The organism is Citrobacter sp. RHBSTW-01013 (assembly GCF_013781985.1).
GTDB lineage: Bacteria > Pseudomonadota > Gammaproteobacteria > Enterobacterales > Enterobacteriaceae > Citrobacter > Citrobacter braakii.
On the sequence record NZ_CP056185.1, the window covers coordinates 135,607 to 158,324 of the forward strand.

General features: G+C 46.8%; 24 protein-coding genes. 14 read left to right on the forward strand and 10 right to left on the reverse strand.

The window, feature by feature from the left end; genetic code table 11:
• Positions 1 to 28: 28 nt before the first annotated feature.
• Positions 29 to 892, reverse strand: a complete 864-nt coding sequence (locus HV350_RS00695; RefSeq protein WP_114681570.1) for a YicC/YloC family endoribonuclease — start codon at positions 890 to 892, stop codon at positions 29 to 31.
• Positions 893 to 1,017: 125 nt separating this feature from the next.
• Here HV350_RS00695 and rph point away from each other — a divergent pair, with 125 nt between their 5' ends.
• Both rph and pyrE read left to right on the forward strand, forming a co-directional pair.
• Positions 1,018 to 1,734 (forward strand): ribonuclease PH, encoded by a 717-nt coding sequence (gene rph / locus HV350_RS00700; protein ID WP_016154991.1) that lies wholly within the window; start codon positions 1,018 to 1,020, stop codon positions 1,732 to 1,734.
• Between the two features lie 65 nt (positions 1,735 to 1,799).
• Positions 1,800 to 2,441, forward strand: a complete 642-nt coding sequence (gene pyrE, locus HV350_RS00705) for an orotate phosphoribosyltransferase (protein WP_016157763.1) — start codon at positions 1,800 to 1,802, stop codon at positions 2,439 to 2,441.
• 87 nt (positions 2,442 to 2,528) lie between these two features.
• Here pyrE and slmA read toward each other — a convergent pair whose 3' ends face one another.
• From slmA to coaBC, 3 genes are all read right to left on the reverse strand, one after another.
• Positions 2,529 to 3,125, reverse strand: coding sequence for a nucleoid occlusion factor SlmA (gene slmA / locus HV350_RS00710; protein WP_016154989.1), 597 nt, complete (start codon positions 3,123 to 3,125; stop codon positions 2,529 to 2,531).
• A gap of 116 nt (positions 3,126 to 3,241) precedes the next feature.
• Entirely contained in the window at positions 3,242 to 3,700 is a 459-nt protein-coding gene (gene dut, locus HV350_RS00715; RefSeq protein WP_016154988.1) for a dUTP diphosphatase, read from the reverse strand.
• Complete coding sequence (coaBC, locus tag HV350_RS00720) at positions 3,678 to 4,898, reverse strand: bifunctional phosphopantothenoylcysteine decarboxylase/phosphopantothenate--cysteine ligase CoaBC (RefSeq protein WP_088583168.1); 1,221 nt, start codon at positions 4,896 to 4,898, stop codon at positions 3,678 to 3,680. The genes dut and coaBC overlap by 23 nt, the downstream gene beginning before the upstream one ends.
• Before the next feature lie 172 nt (positions 4,899 to 5,070).
• Between coaBC and radC the strand changes: the two genes are divergently transcribed.
• The 4 genes from radC to mutM all read left to right on the forward strand — a co-directional run bounded on the left by radC (position 5,071) and on the right by mutM (position 7,345).
• The gene (gene radC, locus HV350_RS00725) at positions 5,071 to 5,736 is read left to right on the forward strand and encodes a DNA repair protein RadC (RefSeq protein WP_016154986.1); all 666 of its coding nucleotides are present in this window, start codon (positions 5,071 to 5,073) and stop codon (positions 5,734 to 5,736) included.
• A 276-nt stretch (positions 5,737 to 6,012) separates the two neighbouring features.
• The gene (rpmB, locus tag HV350_RS00730; protein ID WP_003024071.1) at positions 6,013 to 6,249 is read left to right on the forward strand and encodes a 50S ribosomal protein L28; all 237 of its coding nucleotides are present in this window, start codon (positions 6,013 to 6,015) and stop codon (positions 6,247 to 6,249) included.
• 20 nt (positions 6,250 to 6,269) lie between these two features.
• The gene (rpmG, locus tag HV350_RS00735; protein WP_003024094.1) at positions 6,270 to 6,437 is read left to right on the forward strand and encodes a 50S ribosomal protein L33; all 168 of its coding nucleotides are present in this window, start codon (positions 6,270 to 6,272) and stop codon (positions 6,435 to 6,437) included.
• A gap of 98 nt (positions 6,438 to 6,535) precedes the next feature.
• Positions 6,536 to 7,345, forward strand: a complete 810-nt coding sequence (mutM, locus tag HV350_RS00740; protein ID WP_019078041.1) for a bifunctional DNA-formamidopyrimidine glycosylase/DNA-(apurinic or apyrimidinic site) lyase — start codon at positions 6,536 to 6,538, stop codon at positions 7,343 to 7,345.
• 47 nt (positions 7,346 to 7,392) lie between these two features.
• On the opposite strand, the gene coaD is transcribed toward mutM, so the two are convergent.
• Positions 7,393 to 7,872 carry a pantetheine-phosphate adenylyltransferase gene (gene coaD, locus HV350_RS00745; RefSeq protein ID WP_181629602.1) on the reverse strand — a complete coding sequence of 160 codons (480 nt, stop codon included), beginning with the start codon at positions 7,870 to 7,872 and terminating at the stop codon, positions 7,393 to 7,395.
• Between the two features lie 8 nt (positions 7,873 to 7,880).
• On the reverse strand, positions 7,881 to 9,158 hold the full coding sequence (gene waaA / locus HV350_RS00750; RefSeq protein ID WP_016154983.1) for a lipid IV(A) 3-deoxy-D-manno-octulosonic acid transferase: 1,278 nt from the start codon (positions 9,156 to 9,158) through the stop codon (positions 7,881 to 7,883).
• Between the two features lie 397 nt (positions 9,159 to 9,555).
• Between waaA and rfaQ the strand changes: the two genes are divergently transcribed.
• From rfaQ to HV350_RS00780, 6 genes are all read left to right on the forward strand, one after another.
• On the forward strand, positions 9,556 to 10,626 hold the full coding sequence (gene rfaQ, locus HV350_RS00755) for a lipopolysaccharide core heptosyltransferase RfaQ (protein WP_016157758.1): 1,071 nt from the start codon (positions 9,556 to 9,558) through the stop codon (positions 10,624 to 10,626).
• A complete protein-coding gene (locus HV350_RS00760; protein ID WP_181629604.1) occupies positions 10,623 to 11,747 on the forward strand; it encodes a glycosyltransferase family 4 protein in 1,125 nt (374 codons plus the stop codon). The genes rfaQ and HV350_RS00760 overlap by 4 nt, the downstream gene beginning before the upstream one ends.
• Complete coding sequence (rfaP, locus tag HV350_RS00765) at positions 11,740 to 12,537, forward strand: lipopolysaccharide core heptose(I) kinase RfaP (RefSeq protein ID WP_019078045.1); 798 nt, start codon at positions 11,740 to 11,742, stop codon at positions 12,535 to 12,537. Before HV350_RS00760 ends, rfaP begins: the two co-directional genes overlap by 8 nt.
• A gap of 74 nt (positions 12,538 to 12,611) precedes the next feature.
• Positions 12,612 to 13,622 (forward strand): lipopolysaccharide 3-alpha-galactosyltransferase, encoded by a 1,011-nt coding sequence (gene waaO / locus HV350_RS00770; RefSeq protein WP_032932027.1) that lies wholly within the window; start codon positions 12,612 to 12,614, stop codon positions 13,620 to 13,622.
• 90 nt (positions 13,623 to 13,712) lie between these two features.
• Entirely contained in the window at positions 13,713 to 14,726 is a 1,014-nt protein-coding gene (locus HV350_RS00775) for a glycosyltransferase (protein WP_181629606.1), read from the forward strand.
• Between the two features lie 11 nt (positions 14,727 to 14,737).
• Positions 14,738 to 15,880 carry a lipopolysaccharide N-acetylglucosaminyltransferase gene (locus HV350_RS00780; RefSeq protein ID WP_049282862.1) on the forward strand — a complete coding sequence of 381 codons (1,143 nt, stop codon included), beginning with the start codon at positions 14,738 to 14,740 and terminating at the stop codon, positions 15,878 to 15,880.
• A 37-nt stretch (positions 15,881 to 15,917) separates the two neighbouring features.
• On the opposite strand, the gene rfaL is transcribed toward HV350_RS00780, so the two are convergent.
• The 4 genes from rfaL to rfaD are packed head-to-tail and all read right to left on the reverse strand — an operon-like array spanning position 15,918 to position 20,103.
• Positions 15,918 to 17,126, reverse strand: coding sequence for an O-antigen ligase RfaL (rfaL, locus tag HV350_RS00785; RefSeq protein WP_181630617.1), 1,209 nt, complete (start codon positions 17,124 to 17,126; stop codon positions 15,918 to 15,920).
• Between the two features lie 14 nt (positions 17,127 to 17,140).
• The gene (gene rfaC, locus HV350_RS00790; protein WP_181629607.1) at positions 17,141 to 18,118 is read right to left on the reverse strand and encodes a lipopolysaccharide heptosyltransferase RfaC; all 978 of its coding nucleotides are present in this window, start codon (positions 18,116 to 18,118) and stop codon (positions 17,141 to 17,143) included.
• Between the two features lie 3 nt (positions 18,119 to 18,121).
• Positions 18,122 to 19,168: an ADP-heptose--LPS heptosyltransferase RfaF gene (rfaF, locus tag HV350_RS00795; protein ID WP_046275755.1), complete on the reverse strand. Its 1,047-nt coding sequence runs from the start codon at positions 19,166 to 19,168 to the stop codon at positions 18,122 to 18,124.
• Positions 19,169 to 19,170: 2 nt separating this feature from the next.
• Positions 19,171 to 20,103 (reverse strand): ADP-glyceromanno-heptose 6-epimerase, encoded by a 933-nt coding sequence (rfaD, locus tag HV350_RS00800; protein WP_137352463.1) that lies wholly within the window; start codon positions 20,101 to 20,103, stop codon positions 19,171 to 19,173.
• A gap of 278 nt (positions 20,104 to 20,381) precedes the next feature.
• Between rfaD and yibB the strand changes: the two genes are divergently transcribed.
• Entirely contained in the window at positions 20,382 to 21,239 is an 858-nt protein-coding gene (gene yibB, locus HV350_RS00805; protein WP_181629609.1) for a protein YibB, read from the forward strand.
• Positions 21,240 to 21,518: 279 nt separating this feature from the next.
• Positions 21,519 to 22,715 carry a glycine C-acetyltransferase gene (gene kbl / locus HV350_RS00810; protein ID WP_181629611.1) on the forward strand — a complete coding sequence of 399 codons (1,197 nt, stop codon included), beginning with the start codon at positions 21,519 to 21,521 and terminating at the stop codon, positions 22,713 to 22,715.
• Positions 22,716 to 22,718 lie beyond the last annotated feature (3 nt).

The following is a 22,718-nucleotide window of genomic DNA, read 5'->3' on the forward strand; positions in this document are numbered from 1 at the left end:
GTGAGTCTACTTGATATGGAATGATATCCTACTCAATGTTCTGAATCTGCTCGCGCATTTGCTCGATCAATACCTTCAGTTCAATTGCGGAATTAGTCACCTCGGCATTGATAGACTTGGATGCCAGAGTGTTCGACTCACGGTTGAATTCCTGCATCATGAAGTCCAGACGACGGCCAACAGCCTCTTTTTTCTTCAGAATGTTGTAGGTTTCTTTGACGTGGGCTTCCAGACGATCTAACTCTTCTGCTACATCGATGCGCTGCGCCATCAGCACCAGTTCTTGCTCAAGGCGGTTATTCTCCAGTTGCACCTGGGCGTCTTCCAGTTTGGCTACCAGACGCTCACGCTGCCATTGCAGAATTTCCGGCATATGTGCACGCACTTTAGTGACTTCAGTGCTGACGCCTTCCAGACGCTGCTCGATCAGCGCTTTCAGCGCCTGACCTTCGGTTTCACGCGCGACGATGAAGTCATCCAGCGTACCGTCAAGCGCGGCGAGGATTTCAGCGGCAATGGCGTCCAGATCTTGCTCCTGGGCAGCCATTACGCCTGGCCAGCGCAGGATATCAACTGGGTTAATTTCACCTTCATCACTCTGCATTTTGACCCAGTTAGCAGCGCTAACGAGCTGTTTAGCGAGCTTTTCATTTAGAATCAGCTCGCCCTGGGCGCTGGCATCAGGCTCAAAACGCAGCGTACACTCGACTTTACCGCGCGTCAGACGCGTGCGAATACGTTCGCGAACAACGGGTTCAAGACTACGGAACTGTTCCGGCAGGCGAAAATAAGTTTCCAGATAACGCTGGTTTACCGAGCGCATTTCCCAGGTAGCGCTACCCCATTCACCCTTAATTTCACGCCGGGCGTAGGCGGTCATGCTGCGGATCATAGACGTTCCTGTTTTTAAAGATGAGATGGGAGGATTATAGCCATCCACGTCTTGTCAGGATAGGAATAACAGTCGGAAGTCCGTATAATGCGCAGCCACATTCGTTTCAAGCCGGAGATTTTATCATGCGTCCAGCAGGTCGTAGTGCCAACCAGGTGCGTCCCGTCACCCTGACCCGTAATTATACAAAACACGCTGAAGGCTCCGTGCTGGTCGAATTTGGTGATACCAAAGTGCTGTGTACCGCCTCTATTGATGAAGGCGTACCGCGTTTTCTGAAAGGTCAGGGCCAGGGCTGGATCACCGCAGAATATGGCATGCTGCCACGCGCCACGCACACCCGTAACGCCCGTGAAGCGGCGAAAGGTAAGCAGGGCGGTCGTACCATGGAAATCCAGCGTCTGATCGCTCGTGCGCTGCGCGCCGCCGTTGATCTGAAGACGCTCGGTGAATTCACTATTACGCTGGACTGCGATGTTATTCAGGCAGATGGCGGTACGCGCACTGCATCAATTACCGGCGCATGTGTGGCGTTGGCTGATGCGCTGAACAAGCTGGTTGCGAGCGGTAAACTGAAAACTAACCCGATGAAAGGGATGGTCGCCGCGGTTTCCGTGGGCATTGTGAACGGTGAAGCGCTCTGTGACCTCGAATATGTTGAAGACTCTGCCGCAGAAACCGACATGAACGTGGTGATGACTGAAGACGGCCGCATTATAGAGGTGCAGGGCACGGCAGAAGGCGAGCCGTTCAGCCATGAAGAACTTCTCACCCTACTGGCGTTAGCCCGAGGGGGAATCGAATCCATTGTAACGACGCAGAAGGCGGCGTTAGAAAATTGATTTTAAAGGCGACTGATGAGTCGCCTTTTTTTTGTCTGTAATAAAGTGAGATGAGGAGCGAATCCATGAAACCGTATCAGCGCCAGTTTATTGAGTTTGCGCTTAGCAAGCAGGTACTAAAGTTTGGCGAGTTTACGCTGAAATCCGGGCGTAAAAGCCCCTATTTCTTCAACGCCGGGCTGTTTAATACCGGGCGCTGCCTGGCACTGTTAGGCCGTTTTTATGCCGAAGCGTTGATGGATTCCGGTATTGAGTTCGATTTGCTGTTTGGTCCGGCCTACAAAGGTATCCCGATTGCGACCACCACGGCTGTTGCGCTGGCGGAACACCACGATAAAGATTTGCCGTACTGCTTTAACCGTAAAGAGGCGAAGACCCACGGTGAAGGCGGTAATCTGGTAGGTAGCGCACTTGAGGGACGTGTAATGCTGGTGGATGATGTTATCACCGCAGGTACGGCTATTCGTGAGTCGATGGAAATTATTCAGGCTAACGGCGCCACGCTGGCGGGGGTACTGATTTCTCTCGATCGTCAGGAACGCGGTCGCGGCGAGATTTCAGCGATTCAGGAAGTGGAACGCGATTATGGCTGCAAGGTGATTTCTATCATTACCCTGAAAGATCTAATTGCGTATCTGGAAGAAAAACCAGAAATGGCAGAACACCTGGCCGCAGTACGGGCGTATCGCGAAGCGTACGGCGTATAAGAACTGCCGGATGGCGCTGCGCTTATCCAGCCTACGCACCGCGGGGTTCGTAGGCAAAATAGGCGAGGTCGCCATCCAACAACGGTGTTACTGCAATTGAGCGGCAACCAACGGCCAGCGGATGTCGAAATCATCCGTTGGGCGATATTTAAATTCGCTACGTACAAACCGGGACAGCATACCTTCGCAGAAAGCCAGTAGCTGGCTGGCCAGCAGCGTTTCATCCACGGTGTAGCCTTCACCTTCACGCATTCTTTTTTCTCGCAGAACCTGGCGTAACTGCGCCTCAATTCGCTCAAAAAGCTGGTTAATACGGCCTTGCAGACGGTCTTGCTCGAACATCAATGCGTGTCCGGTCAGAATTCGCGTCAGGCCAGGATTACGTTCACCGAACCCTAAAATCAGCAGTACGATCAGACGCAATCGCGCGTTAGTGTCTTTTTCATCTTTCAAAATCAGATTGATACGGGTAATCAGACTATCTTCGATAAACTCAATCAGGCTATCGAACATGCGGGTCTTGCTGGGAAAATGGCGATACAAGGCCGCTTCGGAAACGCCCACAGAGGCCGCCAGTTTAGCTGTCGTGATGCGTTGGCTACCATCGCTGGACTCAAGCATCAGTGCCAGAGACTGAAGTATTTCTTCGCGACGATTCCTTTTCGCAGTTTGCTTTTCTACCATGTTACAAAATACCCCTGAAAATAAGCTCTTGCCAGGCAGGCATCCACACAGCGACCGCAAACTGGTGTTTGCGGTGTGTTATTGCGTTATTACGCTGTGAGATACTTTTCTGCGGGTTACTTGCGCCCGGAATGGCCGAAGCCACCTTCGCCACGATCGGTGGCTTCAAACTCTTCCACCAAATTAAATTCAGCCTGGACGACCGGTACAAATACCATCTGCGCGATACGTTCGCCCGGTTCAATAGTAAAGTTGTCCTGACCACGGTTCCAGATTGAAACCATCAGCTGGCCCTGGTAGTCGGAATCAATCAAACCGACCAGATTGCCCAGTACGATCCCGTGCTTATGGCCCAGCCCGGAGCGCGGGAGCATCACTGCCGCAAGAGAAGGATCGGCAATGTGGATAGCTAACCCGGTTGGCACCAGCGTTGTTGCGCCAGGCGCCAGTTCTACGGCGTCATCAAGACAGGCACGCAGGTCAAGTCCGGCAGAACCAGAAGTGGCGTACGTCGGGAGCGGAAATTGTTGCCCTACGCGCGGGTCCAGAATCTTAACGTCGATTTTTTTCATCATAACGGGTCACGATCTCGTCGAGTAATAATTGGCCCAGGAGTTCTTTGCGCTCAAGCGGTAAGACTTTATCTCCATCCTGCCAAAAAAGGTGTAATGCGTTGCTGTCGCTGTTAAATCCTTGAGTGGACAGCGAAACGTCGTTCGCACAGATCACATCAAGGTTTTTGCGGATGCGTTTTTGCCGGGCATATTCTTCCACATTATTTGTTTCGGCGGCAAACCCAACGACAAAAGGACGATTAGCATCCAGTGCGGCAACACCAGCGATGATGTCCGGGTTTTTGACCATTTTTACTGTTAATTCATCACCCTGCGTTGCCTGTTTTTTGATTTTTTCACTGGCGACAGTTTCAGCGCGATAATCAGCGACTGCGGCGCAGCCGATAAAAATATGCTGTTGTTGCACCGCAGATTGCACGGCGGCTTCCATTTCCAGTGCGGTCATCACATCAATGCGCTGGACAAAAGGTGGTGTAGGTAACGAAACCGGACCTGATACCAGCGTGACGTTTGCCCCGCGTTTTGCGGCAGCGGCCGCGATAGCAAATCCCATTTTCCCGGAGCTGTGGTTGGAAATATAACGCACGGGATCAAGCGGTTCACGCGTCGGGCCTGCTGTAATCATGATGTTGAGATGTTGCAGATCTTTGACAGGTGAAAAATGTTCTGCCGCCATATCCACAATTGTTAACGGATCCAGCATACGTCCAGGACCGACATCACCACATGCCTGACTACCGCTGTCAGGGCCCCAAATGAGCAAACCGCGCGAGGCAAGAATGCCCAGATTGTGTTGGGTTGCGGCAGCGCGGTACATCTGCTGGTTCATAGCCGGCAGCACGGCAACAGGCGCTGGCGTTGCCAGACAGATCGTAGACACCAGATCGTTGGCCATACCTGCGGCAACGCGGGCAATCAGGTCTGCCGTCGCTGGGGCCAGTATAACCAAATCGGCCCATTTCCCCAGTTCAATATGGCCCATCGCGGCTTCGGCTGCGGGGTCAAGCAGGCTGTCGGAAACGGGATAGCCCGAAACCGCCTGTAAGCTCAGAGGAGTAATAAACGCTTTTGCTGCTTCGGTCATCGCCACGCGGACGTCTGCGCCGCGTTCCCGTAAACGACGCACCAGCTCAGGGGTTTTGTACGCAGCAATCCCGCCACTGACGCCAAGTACGATTTTTTTACCGGCCAGGCTCATCATGATCTTTCCTGTTGGGTTTCACCAGAAGGCGAATATTTTATCACAATCCGCAATGTGTCGTGCTTTTGCCCGCGCTCCAGTTTGCGAGGCTCTACGAAGAAGTGAAAACAGAGCGTCGATTCGCCGCTGGCGTTATGCCACTATGCGGACGCGAAAGGAGGGGAAAAGCATGGAAAATACAGGACGTATAATGCCTCGGGAAAAGCTGTTGGCGCAGGGGGCCAGTTCGCTGACCGACGTAGAGCTACTGGCTCTTTTTCTACGCACCGGGATACTGGGTAAAGATGTGCTTACGCTGGCGAAAGAGATGCTTCAGCATTTTGATTCGTTGTATGGCCTGTTGTCTGCTGATTACATGGATTTCAGCTATGTTCAGGGCATCGGTATCGCGAAGTACGCACAGTTGAAGGGAATAGTGGAGCTGGCAAGGCGCTACTACAACGTACAGGTTATAGAGGAGCGTGCGATACTTAGCCCGGAAATGGCGCGTGAATTTCTGCAAAGCCAGCTTTCGCAAGAGGAACGCGAGATCTTCTATGTGATCTTTATGGATTCTCAACATCGCGTGATTAAACACCGTAAACTTTTTTCCGGAACGCTAAGCCACGTTGAAGTGCATCCGCGAGAAATTGTCCGCGAAGCGATAAAAATGAATGCTTCTGCGGTGATCCTTGCACATAATCACCCTTCGGGGTGTGCAGAGCCGAGCAAAGCAGATAAACTCATCACCGAGCGTGTTGTGAAATGCTGTCAGTTCATGGATATCCGGGTGCTTGATCATCTGGTCATTGGGCGCGGAGAGTACGTTTCTTTTGCGGAACGCGGTTGGATTTAACGCACTTTACGCGATCCATCGGGATCTTTGTCTGTTCGGGACTTGAGCACATCGCTGACTCAGCGTATACTACGCCACCTTTGAGAATCTCGGGTTTGGCATTTGGGCCTGGCAATCGAGAGTTCGCAAATACGCAAAATCATTCTTGTTGCGTCCAATGACGAGGCAACGATGAAAGATTTAGTGTATTGAACTGCGATAACCGGGCTGAGAAGCCTGACGAGGCGCCAATACCCCATACGAAGCTCGAGCTAATTTGATTTTTGGAGAATAGACATGTCCCGAGTCTGCCAAGTTACTGGCAAGCGTCCGGTGACCGGTAACAACCGTTCCCACGCACTGAACGCGACTAAACGCCGTTTCCTGCCTAACCTGCACTCTCACCGTTTTTGGGTTGAGAGCGAGAAGCGTTTTGTCACCCTGCGTGTATCTGCTAAAGGTATGCGTGTTATTGATAAGAAAGGCATCGAAACAGTTCTGTCTGAACTGCGTGCCCGTGGCGAAAAGTACTAAGTACTAAGAGGAAATAAATCATGGCTAAAGGTATTCGTGAGAAAATCAAGCTGGTTTCTTCTGCTGGTACTGGTCACTTCTATACCACCACGAAGAACAAACGTACTAAGCCGGAAAAACTGGAGCTGAAAAAGTTCGATCCAGTTGTTCGTCAGCACGTTTTATACAAAGAAGCGAAAATCAAATAATTTCCGCTTTGATGTAAAGAAAAACCCTGCCTCGGCGGGGTTTTTTGTTTTCTGGCCGTCCCCATATTAATGAGACCTGATACACAGCCGGAGATACTATGCCTGAATTACCTGAAGTCGAAACCAGCCGCCGCGGTATTGAGCCGCATCTGGTGGGGGCAACGATTATGCACGCGACTGTGCGTAACGGTCGTTTGCGTTGGCCAGTATCAGAGGAAATCTATCGTCTGAGTGATAAACCTGTCCTGAGCGTACAGCGGCGCGCGAAATACCTGCTGCTGGAGCTATCAGATGGCTGGGTAATCATTCACCTGGGGATGTCGGGTAGTTTGCGTATCCTTTCTGAAGAGCTTCCGGCAGAAAAACATGACCACGTCGACTTAGTGATGAGTAACGGCAAAGTCCTGCGCTATACCGATCCGCGTCGTTTTGGCGCCTGGCTGTGGACTAAAGAGCTGGATGGGCATAATGTCCTCGCCCATCTTGGCCCTGAGCCTCTGAGCGACGATTTCAATGCTGGTTATCTGCAGCAGAAATGTGCGAAGAAGAAAACTGCGATTAAACCCTGGCTGATGGATAACAAGCTGGTCGTGGGGGTGGGAAACATCTATGCCAGCGAGTCGCTGTTTGCGGCTGGTATCCATCCTGACCGTCTGGCGTCATCTTTGTCGCAGGATGAGTGCGAACTGCTGGTGCGCGTTATCAAGGCGGTTTTGCTGCGTTCTATCGAGCAGGGCGGGACCACGCTGAAGGACTTTCTGCAAAGCGACGGTAAGCCGGGTTATTTTGCCCAGGAGCTGCAGGTCTATGGGAGAGAAGGTGAACCCTGTCGCGTATGCGGCGCGCCAATCATTGCGACAAAACACGCTCAGCGCACAACGTTTTATTGCCGGCGCTGTCAGAAATAACACCATTATCGGCCGGACGTAGCGTATGCCTCATCCGGCCAGACGCATTACTTCAGTTTACTCAATAATGCCTGATGAACGTTTTCCGGCAGAAAGTGCGCTACGTCACCCTGGTGGCGGGCAACTTCTTTCACCAGTGACGATGAGATAAATGACCACTCTTTAGACGGCATCAGAAAGACGCTTTCCAGTTGTGGCATCAGATGACGGTTCATATGGGCCAGCTGCATTTCATACTCAAAATCGGCTACCGCACGCAGGCCACGGATCAGAATGTTAGCCTGATTATCGCGGGCAAAGTTTGCCATCAGGTCGCTGAATCCCAGAACCTCCACATTACCGAGATGCGCCGTTGCCTGCTGTGCCAGCTCAACGCGCTCTTCCAGAGTAAACATCGGTTTTTTACTGGGACTTGCGGCAATTGCCAGGATTACGTGATCGAACATGCTTGTCGCTCGTGTCATGATATCGAGGTGGCCGTTAGTAATGGGATCAAAGGTTCCTGGATAAATCGCCCGTTTTTGCATGACTTGCCTCAATGCGTTTTGGGTGGCAGATAAGGTTCCAGCAGCTGCAGCAGACGCTGAAGCGCGCCCTGATTTTGATACAGAACTTCAACTGCGTGACGGCCATAAAAATTACGATAATCTGCATCGGTCAGTAAAGAAGAGACCTCTTTCACCAGCGTAGTTGCGTCGGTGACGGTGATCAATCCGCTTGCCTGTTCGAGGCGGGCGCAAATATCTTTAAAATTAAAAGTATGTGGCCCCATCAGTACCGGAATGGCGTGCGCCGCGGCTTCCAGTGGGTTGTGTCCACCGCGTTCAACCAGCGAACCGCCAACAAAAGCAAGGTCAGCAATGCCGTAAAGCAACATCAACTCGCCCATGGTGTCGCCGATTACGACCTGGGTTCCTGATGACGGAACTTCGCCTGAAGAACGTGTCGTATAGCTTAGCCCAGCCTGGCGTACGAGGTTAATGGCATCCGGGAACCGTTCAGGATGTCTGGGTACCAGAATCAGTAAAAGATTAGGGAACTGGTTTAATAACGCCTGATGGGCGGCAATGATAATGCTTTCTTCGCCGTCGTGCGTGCTGGTTGCAATCCATACCGGGCGGTGAGGTGCCCATTGACGACGCAATGTAATCGCTTTTGCGGCCAACTGCGGCGTGACGGAAATATCAAACTTCAGGCTACCGGTAACGGTGACCTGATTGCTTCTGGCACCAAGCGTGATAAAACGAGCGCCATCTTCTTCGTTCTGGGCGGCAATCAACGTAATTCGGCGCAGTAGCCTGCCAACAAATTTACCTAATTTAGCGTAGCCAGCAGCTGAACGAGCGGAAAGACGTGCATTGGCAATGACCAGCGGAATATGGCGCTTATGCAGTGCCGCGATCAGATTCGGCCACAGCTCGGTTTCCATAATTAACACCAGCTTGGGGTCAACTTTATTCAGGAAACGGTTTAGGGCATCCGGTAAATCGTATGGCAGATAAATATGCTGAACGTCAGGGCCAAAAGCGGATTGTACGCGCTCGGAACCGGTTGGCGTCATGGTGGTAACCGTGATCGGCAAGTCGGGGTAACGATGTCGCAGAGCGCGGACTAATGGGATAGCTGCCAGCGTTTCGCCCACGGAAACCGAATGAAGCATGATGCCGCCTGGTTTTAGCGGACGGCGGTAAAAGCCGTAGCGTTCACCCCAGCGTTTACGGTAGGCCGGAGCCTTACGTCCGCGCACCCAAAGCCGTACCCAGATCAAAGGCTGAATAAGGTAGAAAAGGGCGGTGTAAAGCAATTCGAGCATAATGGTAGCTGACTTATGAATGTGCTGGGGATTCTATGTATTTAGCTGTGGCTTTACCAATACTTTTCCTATTTTTAAATTAAATAGCGTCCCTCGCGGGGGATGTCCAGGGTACCAGCATCTTTTGCATCTTTACGTTTTCTGTTGATATTTTCCGGTTTAGTCGAGATAGAGGGCTAAAAATCAAAAGGTCTGAACATCTTAATTCATTGATTTATATGTTTTAAAATCATTGGCTGTGCAAGAATTATTCGAGTCGGAACATGGCGAAAGAAGTGATACACTAGCGCGTAAAAAATCAGTGCGATATCAGTAATCAGGTAGCTGTTGAGCCTGGGGCGGTAGCGTGCTTTTTTCTGCTTAACTTTACCGGACACTCACGATAAAAGAGCCGCTTGTGGATAAGCCAATTAATAGAATTCTGGTCATAAAAATGCGTTTTCACGGAGATATGTTGTTAACAACTCCGGTCATTAGTACGCTAAAGCAGAACTATCCTGATGCGAAAATCGACGTGCTTCTCTATCAGGATACCATCCCAATTTTGTCGGAAAACCCAGAAATTAATGCCCTTTATGGTATTAAAAATAAAAAGACAAAAGTAACTGATAAAATTACTAATTTTCTGCACCTGATCGGAACGTTGCGCGCGAATGGGTATGATTTAGTTGTAAACCTTACCGATCAGTGGATGGTTGCGATACTGATGCGGTTACTGAACGCGCCAATCAAAATCTCTCAAGATTATGCACATCGGCAATCTTCTTTTTGGAAAAATAGTTTTACATGTCTGGCTCCGCTTAGCGGTGAAAATGTGGTGGAAAGCAATCTGTCTGTGCTGGCCCCGTTGAAACTTAAATCGACTGTTACGCATACAACAATGAGCTATCCTCCGGATAGCTGGGAACGTATGCGCACAGAATTAAATCGGGCTGGGGTTGGTGATGAATATGTTGTAATTCAACCAACGGCACGCCAACGCTTCAAATGCTGGAATAACGAAAAGTTTTCACAGGTAATTGACGCCTTACACCAGCGTGGTTTGGAGGTAGTTATGACCTCAGGCCCAGGCGAAGACGATCTGGCTTGCGTGAATGAAATTGCACAAGGTTGCAAAGAAAAGCCCGTTACTGCTCTGGCGGGAAAGATGAGCTTCCCCGAGCTAGGAGCGGTCATCGATCATGCTCAGTTGTTTATTGGGGTGGACTCTGCTCCGGGACACATTGCTGCTGCGGTTGATACACCATTGATATGCCTGTTTGGCGCAACGGATCATAATTTTTGGCGACCATGGTCAAAGCAGATGATTCAATTTTGGGCTGGTGATTATCGTCCGATGCCTCCACGCGAACAGCGCGATCGCAATGAAATGTATCTTTCGGTGATACCCGCTGACGATGTTATTGCTGCTATCGATAAATTATTACCGGGTAGACTTGTGCCGCCACAAGCGGGGAGTCCCGTATGATTGTTGCTTTCTGTTTGTATAAATACTTCCCATTCGGTGGGTTACAGCGTGATTTTATGCGCATTGCGCAAACTGTAGCGGCACGTGGTCACCATGTTCGTGTCTATACGCAGTCCTGGGAAGGTGAGTGTCCTGACGTTTTTGAATTGGTTCTTGTACCGGTCAAGTCCCGGACAAACCATGGTCGCAATGCGGAGTATTATTCCTGGGTCCAGGCACATTTACTTCAGCACCCTGTCGATCGGGTAGTTGGTTTTAATAAAATGCCAGGGCTGGATCTCTACTATGCTGCTGACGTTTGCTATGCCGAGAAAGTGGCACAAGAAAAAGGTTTCCTCTATCGGTTAACTTCACGATATCGGCACTATGCAGAGTTTGAACGCGCGACGTTTGAGCAGGGTAAACCGACGCAACTATTGATGCTAACTGATAAGCAGATTGCTGATTTTCAGAAACACTATCAGACAGAAGCTCAACGATTTCATATTCTTCCTCCAGGGATTTATCCAGACAGGAAGTATAGCCAGCAGATTCCGAATAGCCGTGAAGTTTATCGCCAGAAAAACGGTATAACAGAGCAACAAAATCTATTATTGCAGGTAGGCTCTGATTTCACTCGTAAAGGTGTGGATCGTTCAATACGTGCACTGGCCTCGTTACCAGAAACGCTTCGAACTAATACGCTACTGTATGTTGTTGGACAAGACAGACCGAGAAAATTTGAGGCGCTGGCGGAAAAACTTGGCGTACGCAGTAATGTCCATTTCTACTCTGGCCGTAATGATGTTGCAGAATTAATGGCTGCGGCTGATATATTGATGCATCCAGCTTATCAGGAGGCGGCAGGTATTGTTTTACTAGAAGCAATCACTGCCGGGCTGCCGGTGTTGACCACAGCCGTATGCGGTTACGCGCATTATATTGTTGATGCTAATTGTGGTATGGCAATTACAGAACCATTCCGGCAAGAAACGCTGAATGAAGCCTTACGTAAAGCGCTGGTAGAGCCTTCATTGCGTTCGGAATGGAGGGCAAATGCACGACACTATGCGGATACGCAAGATTTATACAGCCTACCGGAGAAAGCAGCGGATATGATTACGGGTGGTTTAGATGGTTGAATTAAAAGAACCGTTAGCCACACTATGGCGCGGGAAAGATGCATTTGAAGAAGTTAAAAATTTACAAGGTGAAGTATTCAGAGAACTGGAGACTCGCCGTACTCTACGATTTGAACTAACGGGTAAAAGCTATTTTTTAAAATGGCACAGAGGCACTTCTCTGAAAGAGATTGTTAAAAACCTACTTTCATTACGCATGCCAGTATTAGGTGCTGATAGAGAATGGAATGCCATTCATCGCCTGAGTCAGTTAGGTGTGGATACAATGACAGGCGTGGGATTTGGTGAGAAAGGGTTGAATCCACTGACTAAAACCTCGTTTATTATTACTGAGGATCTCACACCAACTATCAGCTTAGAAGATTACTGTGCTGATTGGGCCACAAATTCTCCCGATGTGAAAGTGAAGCGTATAATTATTGATCGTGTTGCCACCATGGTGCGTAAGATGCATGCTGGTGGTATCAATCATCGCGATTGCTATATTTGCCACTTTTTATTACATCTGCCTTTTTCAGGGCATGAGGACGATCTCAAGATTTCAGTGATTGATTTGCACCGTGCTCAGATTCGGTCGACTGTTCCCCGACGCTGGCGCGATAAGGACTTAATCGGTCTCTATTTTTCGTCCATGAACATTGGATTAACCCAGCGTGATATTTATAGATTTCTACGCATCTATTGCGAGTTGCCGTTGAAAAGCATCCTAAGTCAGGAGGCTGATTTGTTCAAGGAAGCTCAGGTTAAAGCTAATAAAATACGCGAAAGAACAATCCGTAAATCTCTGTGATTAATTTACCCTGAACTATTTGAAATGCATCATGTGAGAACATGGTCTATTTCTCAAAAATTGGTAAGAGTCAAATGTCTCAATTTAGCGATAAAGAAGTTATCCTTTCTGTTTTTGAGTACGATTTTCGGGAAAATGCTTCTGCAGACTGTTTTAATATCGGTTATGGTATTGACAGGAATTTTTTATTTGGCTGCGGTGTATCAATAGCCTCTGTATTATTGTCGAATAAAAAAATCGATTTCACATTTCATATATTTACTGATTATTTCGATGAGAGTGATAAAGCCAGATTCGCCGATCTTGCTAAACAATATCAATCCTGTATCAAAGTTTACCTAATTGATTGCAATAAATTAAAAGACTTACCTAGTACAAAAAACTGGACTTATGCAACATACTTCCGTTTTGTTATTGCAGATTATTTCTATAATAAAATAGATAAATTATTATACCTGGATGCTGATATTGCTTGCCAGGGTAGTGTACGAGAACTGGTCGATTATAAGTTTTCCGCAGATGAGATCGCTGTCGTTGTAACGGAAAGAGATTCCGAATGGTGGCATAATCGTTCTGTAACGCTGGCCACTCCAGAATTAATCACCGGATACTTTAATGCTGGATTCTTACTTATCAACATCAACGCATGGCACAGTAATAATATCTCTTCCCGAGCCATCGAAATGTTGCGAGTTCCAGAATGGGTGGAAAGAATAACTCATCTTGATCAAGATGTCCTTAATGTATTGTTAGCCGGAAAAGTAACTTTTATCAATGGTAAATACAATACACGCTTTAGCATTAATTATGAACTGAAAGATAAAGTAGTCAATCCTGTGAATAATGAAACTGTCTTCATTCATTATGTGGGGCCGACAAAACCCTGGCATGAGTGGTCCAACTATCCGGTATCGAAGAGTTTTTTAGTTGCGAAAGAGGCCTCGCCCTGGCATTCAGTAGCGCTTCTCAAACCGACCAATAGCAATCAATTCAGATATTGTGCAAAGCATAAATTTAAACAAGGGTTATACGTTCAGGGACTGTGTAACTACTTTAATTATTATCTGACCAAGTTGAAAGGTTAACTGCTGGCTAAGTACATTGTTAAAATAATCAACAGCAATGCATATCTTAGCCGCTGGAAAATATAGCTGAAATAATTAAAGGTAATTAACTTGGACTTCAAAAGATTAACTAACTTCAAAGATATTATTGAGTTAGACAGACGTGTTACACCATGTGATGATCGTGACACTTTTAATATCTCATGGGGAATCGATAAAAATTACCAAACTGGCGCGGCAATTTCTATTGCCTCAATCCTTGAAAATAATAAAGAGAGTAATATTAATTTTACTTTTCATATTATTGCGGATTATTTAGATCAAGAATATATTGTACTTTTGACACAATTAGCAGAACAGTATAAAACAGTTATTAAGCTATATCATATTGATTCTGAACCGTTGGTGTCACTACCTAAAACAAATATATGGCCAGTGTCAATATACTATCGCTTGCTTTCATTTGATTATTTTTCTGAACGATTAGATCGACTGCTATATCTTGATGCTGATATTACGTGTAAAGGCTCTTTAGAGGATCTTGCCGCACTGAAATTTGATGGGGAATATGGTGCGGTTGTAGTAGATGTTGATTCAATGCAGGATAAAAGTGCAGAGCGTCTACATAATCCTGAGTTTAAAGGCAACTACTTTAACTCGGGTGTCATGTATATAAACTTGCAGCAATGGCTTAACTCTAATTTAACGAAAAAATTCTTCGAACTATTGTCGGATGAAAGTATAGTTTCCAGAGTAAAATATCCTGACCAGGATATTTTAAATATCATGTTTTTGCATCATGCGGTATTACTACCGAGGAAATATAACTCAATTTATTCATTGAAGTCTGAGTTTGAGATTAAAAATAAAAATTACTATAAATCAGTGATTAATGAAGAGACAGTATTTATTCATTATACTGGTGTAACAAAACCATGGCACGAGTGGGCTGACTATTCCTCAGCACAATTTTTCCGCACAGTATATGAGACGTCACCATGGAAGAATCAGCCTTATCAAGTTGCAAAACAAAAGCACGAATATAGAGAAGAATATAAACACCTTCTTTATCAAAATAAAATAATTCCAGGCCTGATCGCAGCAATTAAATATAAAACAATGTAATGGTGATCTTTATGATTGATAAAATCATATTTACTGTAACACCTATTTATTCTATTCCACCACGTGGTGCCGCAGCAGTTGAGACCTGGATGTATCAGGTTGCCCAAAGAACCAAATTCCCTAATCGTATTGTCTGTATAAAGAATGAAGGATATTCTGATTATTCTTACGTAAACGAAAGATGTAGTATTCATCGTATTGGATTTAGCTCGGTATATAAGCGTATTTTCCAAAAGTGGACTCGGCTGGATCCGTTACCTTATTCAAAGCGCATACTGAAAGTTGCCGAAAAGTTTGAGATAACCGATCAAAGTGTGATTGTTGTCCATAACAGTATGAAGCTATATCGACAAATTCGTTCGCAAGCTCCTCAGGCTAAAGTTGTGATTCATATGCATAATGCGTTTGAACCTAAGTTGCTTGATAAAAAAGTTAAGATGATCGTACCAAGTTTGTTTTTGAAGAACTATTATCAATCTTATCTTCCTGAAGCTGATATTGTTATTGTGCCTAATGGTATTGACCTGGATATCTATCAATCGTCATATGAATCAATATCAAAAAATAAATTAAATATTTCCCCTGAAAGCAAGGTGGTATTTTTTGCTGGACGTATAGTCCCTGATAAAGGCGTTCTCTTACTTCTGCAGGCTTTTGAAAAGTTGCTGCATGAGAACAAAAATCTGAAGCTTGTGGTTGTTGGTGATCACATGGAAGTAAGTAAGAACGATAAAGGTGATTATCAGCGTGAAGTTCGGGAAATAGCTGAGCGCCTCAAACCACATTGTATTATGTTAGGTAGTATCTCACCCGAGAAAATGCACTATTACTATCCACTGGCAGATATAGTTGTGATTCCTTCTCAATTTCAGGAGCCATTTTGTATGGTGGCTATTGAGGCTATGGGCGCTGGAAGACCTGTATTAGTCAGTACTCGAGGCGGCATGGTTGAGTTTGTTAAAGATAAAATTACAGGCTATCACCTTACAGAGCCGATGACTGCAGAAACTATTGCTCAGGATATTACCAGGGTAATGGCGGAAAGTAGTTTAGCGGATACCGCCCAACGAGGTCAGCAATATGTCTTTGGAAACTATAGTTGGTCTGCGGTTACACAACGGTTTGAAGAGGTTATTTGTAACTGGTTCGAGTGATAAAAAGGCTACATAAAGTAGCCTTTTTTTTACTATTTTATTTATTCTTCAGCGCTAACAGAAAACCTGCAAAAATACCCAACAGATCTAACTCAATCTGCTCAACGTTGCCACGTATAATAAAATAACCGAAAAATGAAAGTAAAATTATTATATAAGCATTGTATGGGGAATAGTAGTTCTCCCTAAATGCATGCGTAACACATTCTCTCACAATGCTAGTGTACACCAGTATTAAACCCACAAGTCCAAGTAATCCTGTACCAAACCATACAAAAAGAATAAGGTTGTGTGGTCCAATTGACTCGCGGAATGTCCAGTTTGGATAATCAACAACACGCTTGTTGTATACAGTTTTATAAGCGTTATTACCAAAACCATAACCAATAACTGGGTTTTCTAAGATTAGGTCAAATGCACTTCCTTGCGTACCGTTAGTATAGCGATATGAACTGTCAGTTTGCTGCAATTTAAAGGTCAGTTTTTCTGACATATCTTTGTGTGAAAATATAGCTGTCAGAGCAACAATGGCTACGAAGATTCCTACAGTAAGCAATCGCCATTGTTTGTACATGATTATCCATGTAAGAGCAATAATAAATACAGATAACCATGCGCCACGGGACAATGTTCCAAGAATTAAAAAGGTGTATATCGCCCCTAGCAACAGGAATAATATACGGTATTTCGCTGATTTAACGAGCCATAGATTCAGAAGCACTGGGAATAAAAACACCATTGCATCTGAAATTCCGCGATGTTGGTAATTAGTAAAAGGCATGATTCCTTGCTGATAGTCCTGATAATAAAGGACAAGTTCTGAAAGGCATCGCAAACTAAGAGCTGTAATGAACGAGAAGAATATCAACTTTGAAATGGTTTCTTTGCTTTCTTCTCTTAGTAATACAGGGATCGCAATAGTGCATAATAAGACATTTTCAACAACTGAGTTGTTTATCTCTTTCAGGCTAGCTTTTAGTTCAGGAGTGAACACTAAAGAGACGAAGGTAGCGATTACAAGAAATGATACACTTGCAAAAACAAATGTTTTAAAAATAGGAATATAATGTCGAGGATTCTTACATAAATAAACTATCGTTGTGATAGTCATCAGGATGACAATCAAATGTTTATAACGAGTAATACCACCTAAGAAATAGGTGGCGACAAACAGAAATATAAGTCCTCTATTCCAGTTTATCTTCCAGTTTTTTTTCTCATCTAAAAAAAACTTTGTTAAAGCCATCATTTCTCCGACACTTACAGACAATTATTTAAAAAATTGCAATTAATTGATTCTAATACGGTCGAAGAACGCAAGTCTGAAAGATTTTCACTTTCTGAGCGACATGCCACTTGATTCTTGCCATACCCACCAATCAATCCTGGGTCCGTTGGACCGTACAACGTAATATTAGGGCGATCCAGCGCAGCGGTTAAATGACTCAGGCCTGTATCAACCGACACCACAAATTTTGCCCCCGCCAGTACGCGAGCGACCTCTCCCAAAGTCATCCGTGGAAGAACATCAACATAAGAAAAACCATTTGCCAGCCTAAGGGCTCGTGCTTCTTCATGAGGAGCACCCCATGGCAGTTTAATACGTATGCCAGCGTTATTTAACAAGCCAATTAGCTCCCGCCAGTTGGCTTCTGGCCAGTGCTTATCATCACGCGTTGTGGCATGCAGAAATACGGCATACTGGCCCGCATCAGCATTACCTTCTTTCAGAAAATGCTGAGCGATAGCGTAATCACCCTGCGACTGGGGCCTGGAATATCCCAGACTTTTGGCGAACAATTCACGCGTACGTTCTACCGCGTGCTGCTGTTTGGCAATGTGATGTTTGCGATTATAAAACAGGCTCGCCAATGGTTCGCGCGCCGTGCTCCAGTCCATACCATGCTTGATGCCACGTGCCAGACGCGTAACCAACGCCGCGCTTTTTACCAGACCCTGCGCATCAATTATCGCGTCATACTGATGTAAACGCACCGCATCGCGAAAGGCTTTACGCTCGGCTTTAATCGGCGCTGAAAACCAGGCTTTACGCCAGCGGCGGATCGCCACTGGAATAACCCGGTCAACGGCTGCATGCCAGGATGGGATCTGCGCGAAGCCTTCTTCCACTACCCAATCAAATTGAATATCCGGCATGACCTGCTGCGCATCGGTTAATGCCGGTAACGTATGCAGTACATCGCCCATAGACGATGTTTTAACGATCAATACCCGCATACGTCAGGCTTCCTCTTGTAACAACAGGTCGTTGAGTTCTTCCAGCACGCGCTGGGGTGTGATGTCAATCAGGCTCTGATGATAGCCTTCTGCTGCATCTCCCTTGCGTACTTTGTGATAGCCCGTAATCAAGCGAATCACGCGCGCCTTGTGTGAAAGCGGCGGAGTAAAATCCGGGCTGCTGGGGCCATACAACGCTACCAGAGGTCGATTCAACGCTGCGGCAACGTGCATTAATCCAGAGTCGTTGGTGACCACCGCTTTGCAGGCGGCGAGCAGAATGACGGCCTGCTCCAGCTGTGTTTCGCCTGCCAGATTACGGCACCAGGGCTGCTGATCAACGCTCAGCGTCGCCAGGATCTCATTTCCGGCTTCATGGTCTTTTGCAGAGCCAAAAAGCACAATCTGATGGCCTTCATCGATCAGCTGCTTCGCCAGATCTGCGTAGTGGTAATGTGGCCAGCGTTTCGCTGGACCAAATTCCGCTCCAGGGCAAAAGCCGATGATGGGGCGTTCGGCAGAAAGGGAAAACTGGCGACAGGTCAGGGACTTTTCACCTTCGCTTACCTGCAACTGCGGCCATAGCAGAGGCTGCGGCAAATCTTTAGCTGACAGCATTACGCCTTTATCATAGGCCAGGGCTACATAGCGTTCGACCATCAGCGGCCAGGCATCTTTATCCAGCACGCGCGCATCGTTTAGCAGGCCGTAGCGCATTTCACCACGCCAACCGGTACGATGGGGAATGCCAGCAAAGAACGGTACCAGCGCGGATTTAAACGAGTTAGGCAGCACATAGGCGCGGTCATAGCGTTTTTCACGCAGGCTATGACCGAGTTTACGCCGCTCGCCGATCTCCAGCGCGCCGTGTCCCAGTGGCATGGCGATAGCTTCGTTAACTTCAGGCATGCGCGATAATAACGGACGGCACCATGCAGGTGCCATCACGTCGATTATCGCCTGGGGATAGCGCGCCTTAAGCGTGCGATAGAGACTTTGCGACATCATCATGTCGCCCACCCAGGACGGGCCTACCACCAAAATTTTCATACTTACGCGTCGCGGTTCAGCCAGGCCATATATTCCGTTACACCTTCAGCAACGGTTTTAAACGGCTTGTCATAGCCCGCAGCGCGCAGATTAGTCAGATCGGCCTGGGTAAACGCCTGATAGCGACCTTTCAGTTTTTCCGGGAATGGGATGTACTCAATGCTGCCTTTTTTGTGGTACGCAAGCGTTGCATCGGCAACGGCCTGGAAAGATTCCGCACGACCGGTACCAAGGTTAAAGATGCCGGAAACCCCGTTTTCCAGGAACCACAGGTTCACCGCAGCCACATCGCCTACGTAAACGAAATCACGCTTGAAGTTTTCACTGCCTTCGAACAGTTTTGGTGTTTCGCCATTGTTGAGCTGGGTGTTGAGGTGGAAAGCGACGCTCGCCATGCTGCCTTTATGGCCTTCACGCGGTCCGTAGACGTTGAAATAGCGGAAGCCAACAATCTGAGAATTGGCTTCTGGCAGGATCTGACGAACGTACTCGTCGAACAGGAATTTTGAGTAGCCGTAAACGTTCAGCGGTTTCTCATATTCACGGGATTCGATGAAATCAGAAGTACGACCGCCGTAGGTGGCGGCAGAGGACGCATACAGGAACGGAATTTCACGCTCCAGGCAGTAGTGCAACAGCTCTTTGGAGTATTGATAGTTGTTATCCATCATATACTTGCCGTCCCACTCGGTAGTGGAGGAGCATGCGCCTTCGTGGAAAATCGCTTCGATATCGCCGAAATCTTCTCCGGCCATAATCTGGATCAGGAAGTCTTCCTTGTCCATGTAGTCAGCAATATTCAGATCCACCAGGTTAACATACTTGGTGCCATCTTTCAGGTTGTCCACCACCAGGATGTCGGTGATGCCTTTATCATTCAATGACTTGACGATGTTGCTGCCGATAAAGCCCGCGCCGCCGGTAACGATGATCATAAATGTAACCTTCGAATTTTGGAGTCAGAGACAATCTCAGACACTAATGTCTGTAATCATACCATCACATCGGCATCCCTTCAGCCTCTTAAGTAAGATGGTGGGTCGGTAGAAGGCCTATAAACACCAGTATAAGAATGCTTATTTAATGGTTATTAAGTCTATTAAATTAATCTTAAATGTACTTAGTTTTTTTATATCCATCTATGTATATTATATGTACAAAAACAAAAACTATGTGATATAATATTTTTTTTATTAATGGTTTGAAAATGGTTATGAAATCGTCTACCACTATTGTGACAGCATATTTTGATATCGGTAGGGGGGAGTGGACTGTTAATAAAGGCTTCCGTGAAAAACTTTCCCGATCTTCTGATGTCTATTTTGACTACTTCAAACGGTTAGCCGCTTTAGAAAATGATATGGTTATTTTTACCTCGTCTGAGTTTGAAGACAGAGTTGCGGAAATACGCAAAGGTAAGCCCACAAAAATTATAACCATAGATTTAGGTAAAAAATTTAAGCATATTAATAATAAAATAAGACAAATTCAGCAGGATGATACCTTTAAGAATAAATTAGAGACGCGACAGCTAGGTAACCCTGAGTACTGGTCTCCAGAATATGTGTTGATCAATAATTTAAAAGCATATTTTGTAGTGAAGGCCATAAATGCAGGCTTAGTTAATACTCCGATGGTTGCTTGGGTAGACTTCGGATATTGCCGTAAACCGCAGGTTACTCGCGGATTAAAAGTATGGGACTTCCCTTTTGACCGTAATAAAATGCATCTCTTCACGATTAAAAAGGGTCTGGTTATATCATCCAGAAAACAGGTTTATGATTTTATGATCGGAAATCATACTTATATTATCGGCGGCGCTATTGTTGGTTCACCAGAGAAATGGAAAGAGTTTTACTCATTAGTCACTGAGTGTCAAAAAGAGACTCTCAGAAATAATATTGTTGATGATGATCAGGGTATTTTTGTCATGTGTTATTACAAGCGCCCTGATCTATTAATGCTTAATTACCTTGGTCGTGGCAAATGGTTCGATCTGTTCCGTGTTTATCGGCGAACCGCTTTAGGTGCAAAACTCCAGGCATTGCGAATTTTTCTCACTCGAAAGTAGTGGCTTGAATGAGATTGAAGGGTTACCTAACCAGATAGAATGCTGCAAAGGCATTCTTCTGCTATTGCTGTTGTTTTTTTATGATTTTTTATAAAATCCAGACAATTCAATTGGTTGTGATTCCTTGCGTCCAATGAATCCATACGACGGCATCACTGATTAGCCATGTGGGTATACGTGATTTATGCTTCATTTTGAAGAAGTGATGATGCGTCATCTCGTATCAGCGTATAGCTTTGGGTAATATGTGCTGAAATTTGCCCAGTCTGGAGAATTGAAATGCGTGGGGATTTTTACAAACAGTTAACGAACGATCTCGAAACCGCACGTGCGGAAGGATTGTTTAAAGAAGAGCGCATTATTACGTCTGCCCAGCAGGCGGATATCACCGTGGCGGACGGAAGCCACGTTATTAACTTTTGTGCGAACAACTATCTGGGGCTGGCTAACCACCCGGAACTGATTGCAGCTGCAAAAGCAGGTATGGATTCTCACGGATTTGGTATGGCTTCGGTCCGCTTTATTTGCGGTACCCAGGACAGCCATAAGCAACTGGAGCAAAAACTGGCGGCATTCCTCGGTATGGAAGATGCCATCCTTTACTCTTCCTGCTTTGACGCCAACGGCGGCCTGTTTGAAACGCTGCTGGGCGCAGAAGATGCGATTATCTCAGATGCGCTCAACCACGCTTCTATCATTGACGGTGTTCGCTTGTGTAAAGCAAAGCGTTTCCGTTACGCCAACAACGACATGGTCGAACTGGAAGCGCGCCTGAAAGAAGCGCGTGAAGCGGGAGCCCGTCATATCCTGATCGCCACCGATGGCGTGTTCTCTATGGATGGTGTGATTGCTAACCTGAAAGGCGTTTGTGACCTGGCGGATAAATACGACGCGCTGGTCATGGTTGATGATTCCCATGCTGTCGGCTTTGTCGGCGAAAATGGTCGTGGCTCACATGAATACTGTGATGTGATGGGGCGTGTGGACATCATCACTGGTACGCTGGGTAAAGCGCTCGGCGGCGCATCTGGCGGTTATACCGCAGCGCGCAAAGAGGTTGTTGAGTGGCTGCGTCAGCGTTCCCGTCCGTATCTGTTCTCCAACTCATTGGCTCCTGCAATTGTTTCTGCCTCCATTAAAGTGCTGGAGATGGTCGAAGCAGGCAGCGAGCTGCGCGATCGCCTGTGGGCGAACGCACGTCAGTTCCGCGAGCAAATGTCTGCCGCAGGCTTTACGTTAGCGGGAGCGGATCACGCAATTATCCCGGTCATGTTGGGGGATGCGGTAGTGGCGCAAGAGTTCGCCCGCGCGCTGCAAAAAGAGGGGATTTACGTTACTGGATTCTTCTATCCGGTGGTTCCAAAAGGTCAGGCGCGTATTCGTACCCAGATGTCTGCGGCGCATACCCCTGAGCAGATTACGCGTGCTGTTGAGGCGTTCACACGCATTGGTAAACAACTGGGCGTTATTGCCTGAGGA

What these genes read in the sequence shown, in the direction of transcription:
- radC (WP_016154986.1), top strand. Translation starts at nt 5,071, where the DNA reads ATGGAAAATACAGGACGTATAATGCCTCGGGAAAAGCTGTTGGCGCAG.
- waaO (WP_032932027.1), top strand. Translation starts at nt 12,612, where the DNA reads ATGTCTCAATTTAGCGATAAAGAAGTTATCCTTTCTGTTTTTGAGTAC.
- coaD (WP_181629602.1), bottom strand. Translation starts at nt 7,872, where the DNA reads ATGCAAAAACGGGCGATTTATCCAGGAACCTTTGATCCCATTACTAAC.
- rpmG (WP_003024094.1), top strand. Translation starts at nt 6,270, where the DNA reads ATGGCTAAAGGTATTCGTGAGAAAATCAAGCTGGTTTCTTCTGCTGGT.
- rph (WP_016154991.1), top strand. Translation starts at nt 1,018, where the DNA reads ATGCGTCCAGCAGGTCGTAGTGCCAACCAGGTGCGTCCCGTCACCCTG.
- mutM (WP_019078041.1), top strand. Translation starts at nt 6,536, where the DNA reads ATGCCTGAATTACCTGAAGTCGAAACCAGCCGCCGCGGTATTGAGCCG.
- dut (WP_016154988.1), bottom strand. Translation starts at nt 3,700, where the DNA reads ATGATGAAAAAAATCGACGTTAAGATTCTGGACCCGCGCGTAGGGCAA.
- rfaL (WP_181630617.1), bottom strand. Translation starts at nt 17,126, where the DNA reads ATGGCTTTAACAAAGTTTTTTTTAGATGAGAAAAAAAACTGGAAGATA.
- HV350_RS00760 (WP_181629604.1), top strand. Translation starts at nt 10,623, where the DNA reads ATGATTGTTGCTTTCTGTTTGTATAAATACTTCCCATTCGGTGGGTTA.
- rpmB (WP_003024071.1), top strand. Translation starts at nt 6,013, where the DNA reads ATGTCCCGAGTCTGCCAAGTTACTGGCAAGCGTCCGGTGACCGGTAAC.
- waaA (WP_016154983.1), bottom strand. Translation starts at nt 9,158, where the DNA reads ATGCTCGAATTGCTTTACACCGCCCTTTTCTACCTTATTCAGCCTTTG.
- yibB (WP_181629609.1), top strand. Translation starts at nt 20,382, where the DNA reads ATGAAATCGTCTACCACTATTGTGACAGCATATTTTGATATCGGTAGG.
- coaBC (WP_088583168.1), bottom strand. Translation starts at nt 4,898, where the DNA reads ATGAGCCTGGCCGGTAAAAAAATCGTACTTGGCGTCAGTGGCGGGATT.
- rfaP (WP_019078045.1), top strand. Translation starts at nt 11,740, where the DNA reads ATGGTTGAATTAAAAGAACCGTTAGCCACACTATGGCGCGGGAAAGAT.
- rfaF (WP_046275755.1), bottom strand. Translation starts at nt 19,168, where the DNA reads ATGAAAATTTTGGTGGTAGGCCCGTCCTGGGTGGGCGACATGATGATG.
- pyrE (WP_016157763.1), top strand. Translation starts at nt 1,800, where the DNA reads ATGAAACCGTATCAGCGCCAGTTTATTGAGTTTGCGCTTAGCAAGCAG.
- HV350_RS00695 (WP_114681570.1), bottom strand. Translation starts at nt 892, where the DNA reads ATGATCCGCAGCATGACCGCCTACGCCCGGCGTGAAATTAAGGGTGAA.
- rfaD (WP_137352463.1), bottom strand. Translation starts at nt 20,103, where the DNA reads ATGATCATCGTTACCGGCGGCGCGGGCTTTATCGGCAGCAACATCGTC.
- HV350_RS00780 (WP_049282862.1), top strand. Translation starts at nt 14,738, where the DNA reads ATGATTGATAAAATCATATTTACTGTAACACCTATTTATTCTATTCCA.
- slmA (WP_016154989.1), bottom strand. Translation starts at nt 3,125, where the DNA reads ATGGTAGAAAAGCAAACTGCGAAAAGGAATCGTCGCGAAGAAATACTT.
- rfaC (WP_181629607.1), bottom strand. Translation starts at nt 18,118, where the DNA reads ATGCGGGTATTGATCGTTAAAACATCGTCTATGGGCGATGTACTGCAT.
- kbl (WP_181629611.1), top strand. Translation starts at nt 21,519, where the DNA reads ATGCGTGGGGATTTTTACAAACAGTTAACGAACGATCTCGAAACCGCA.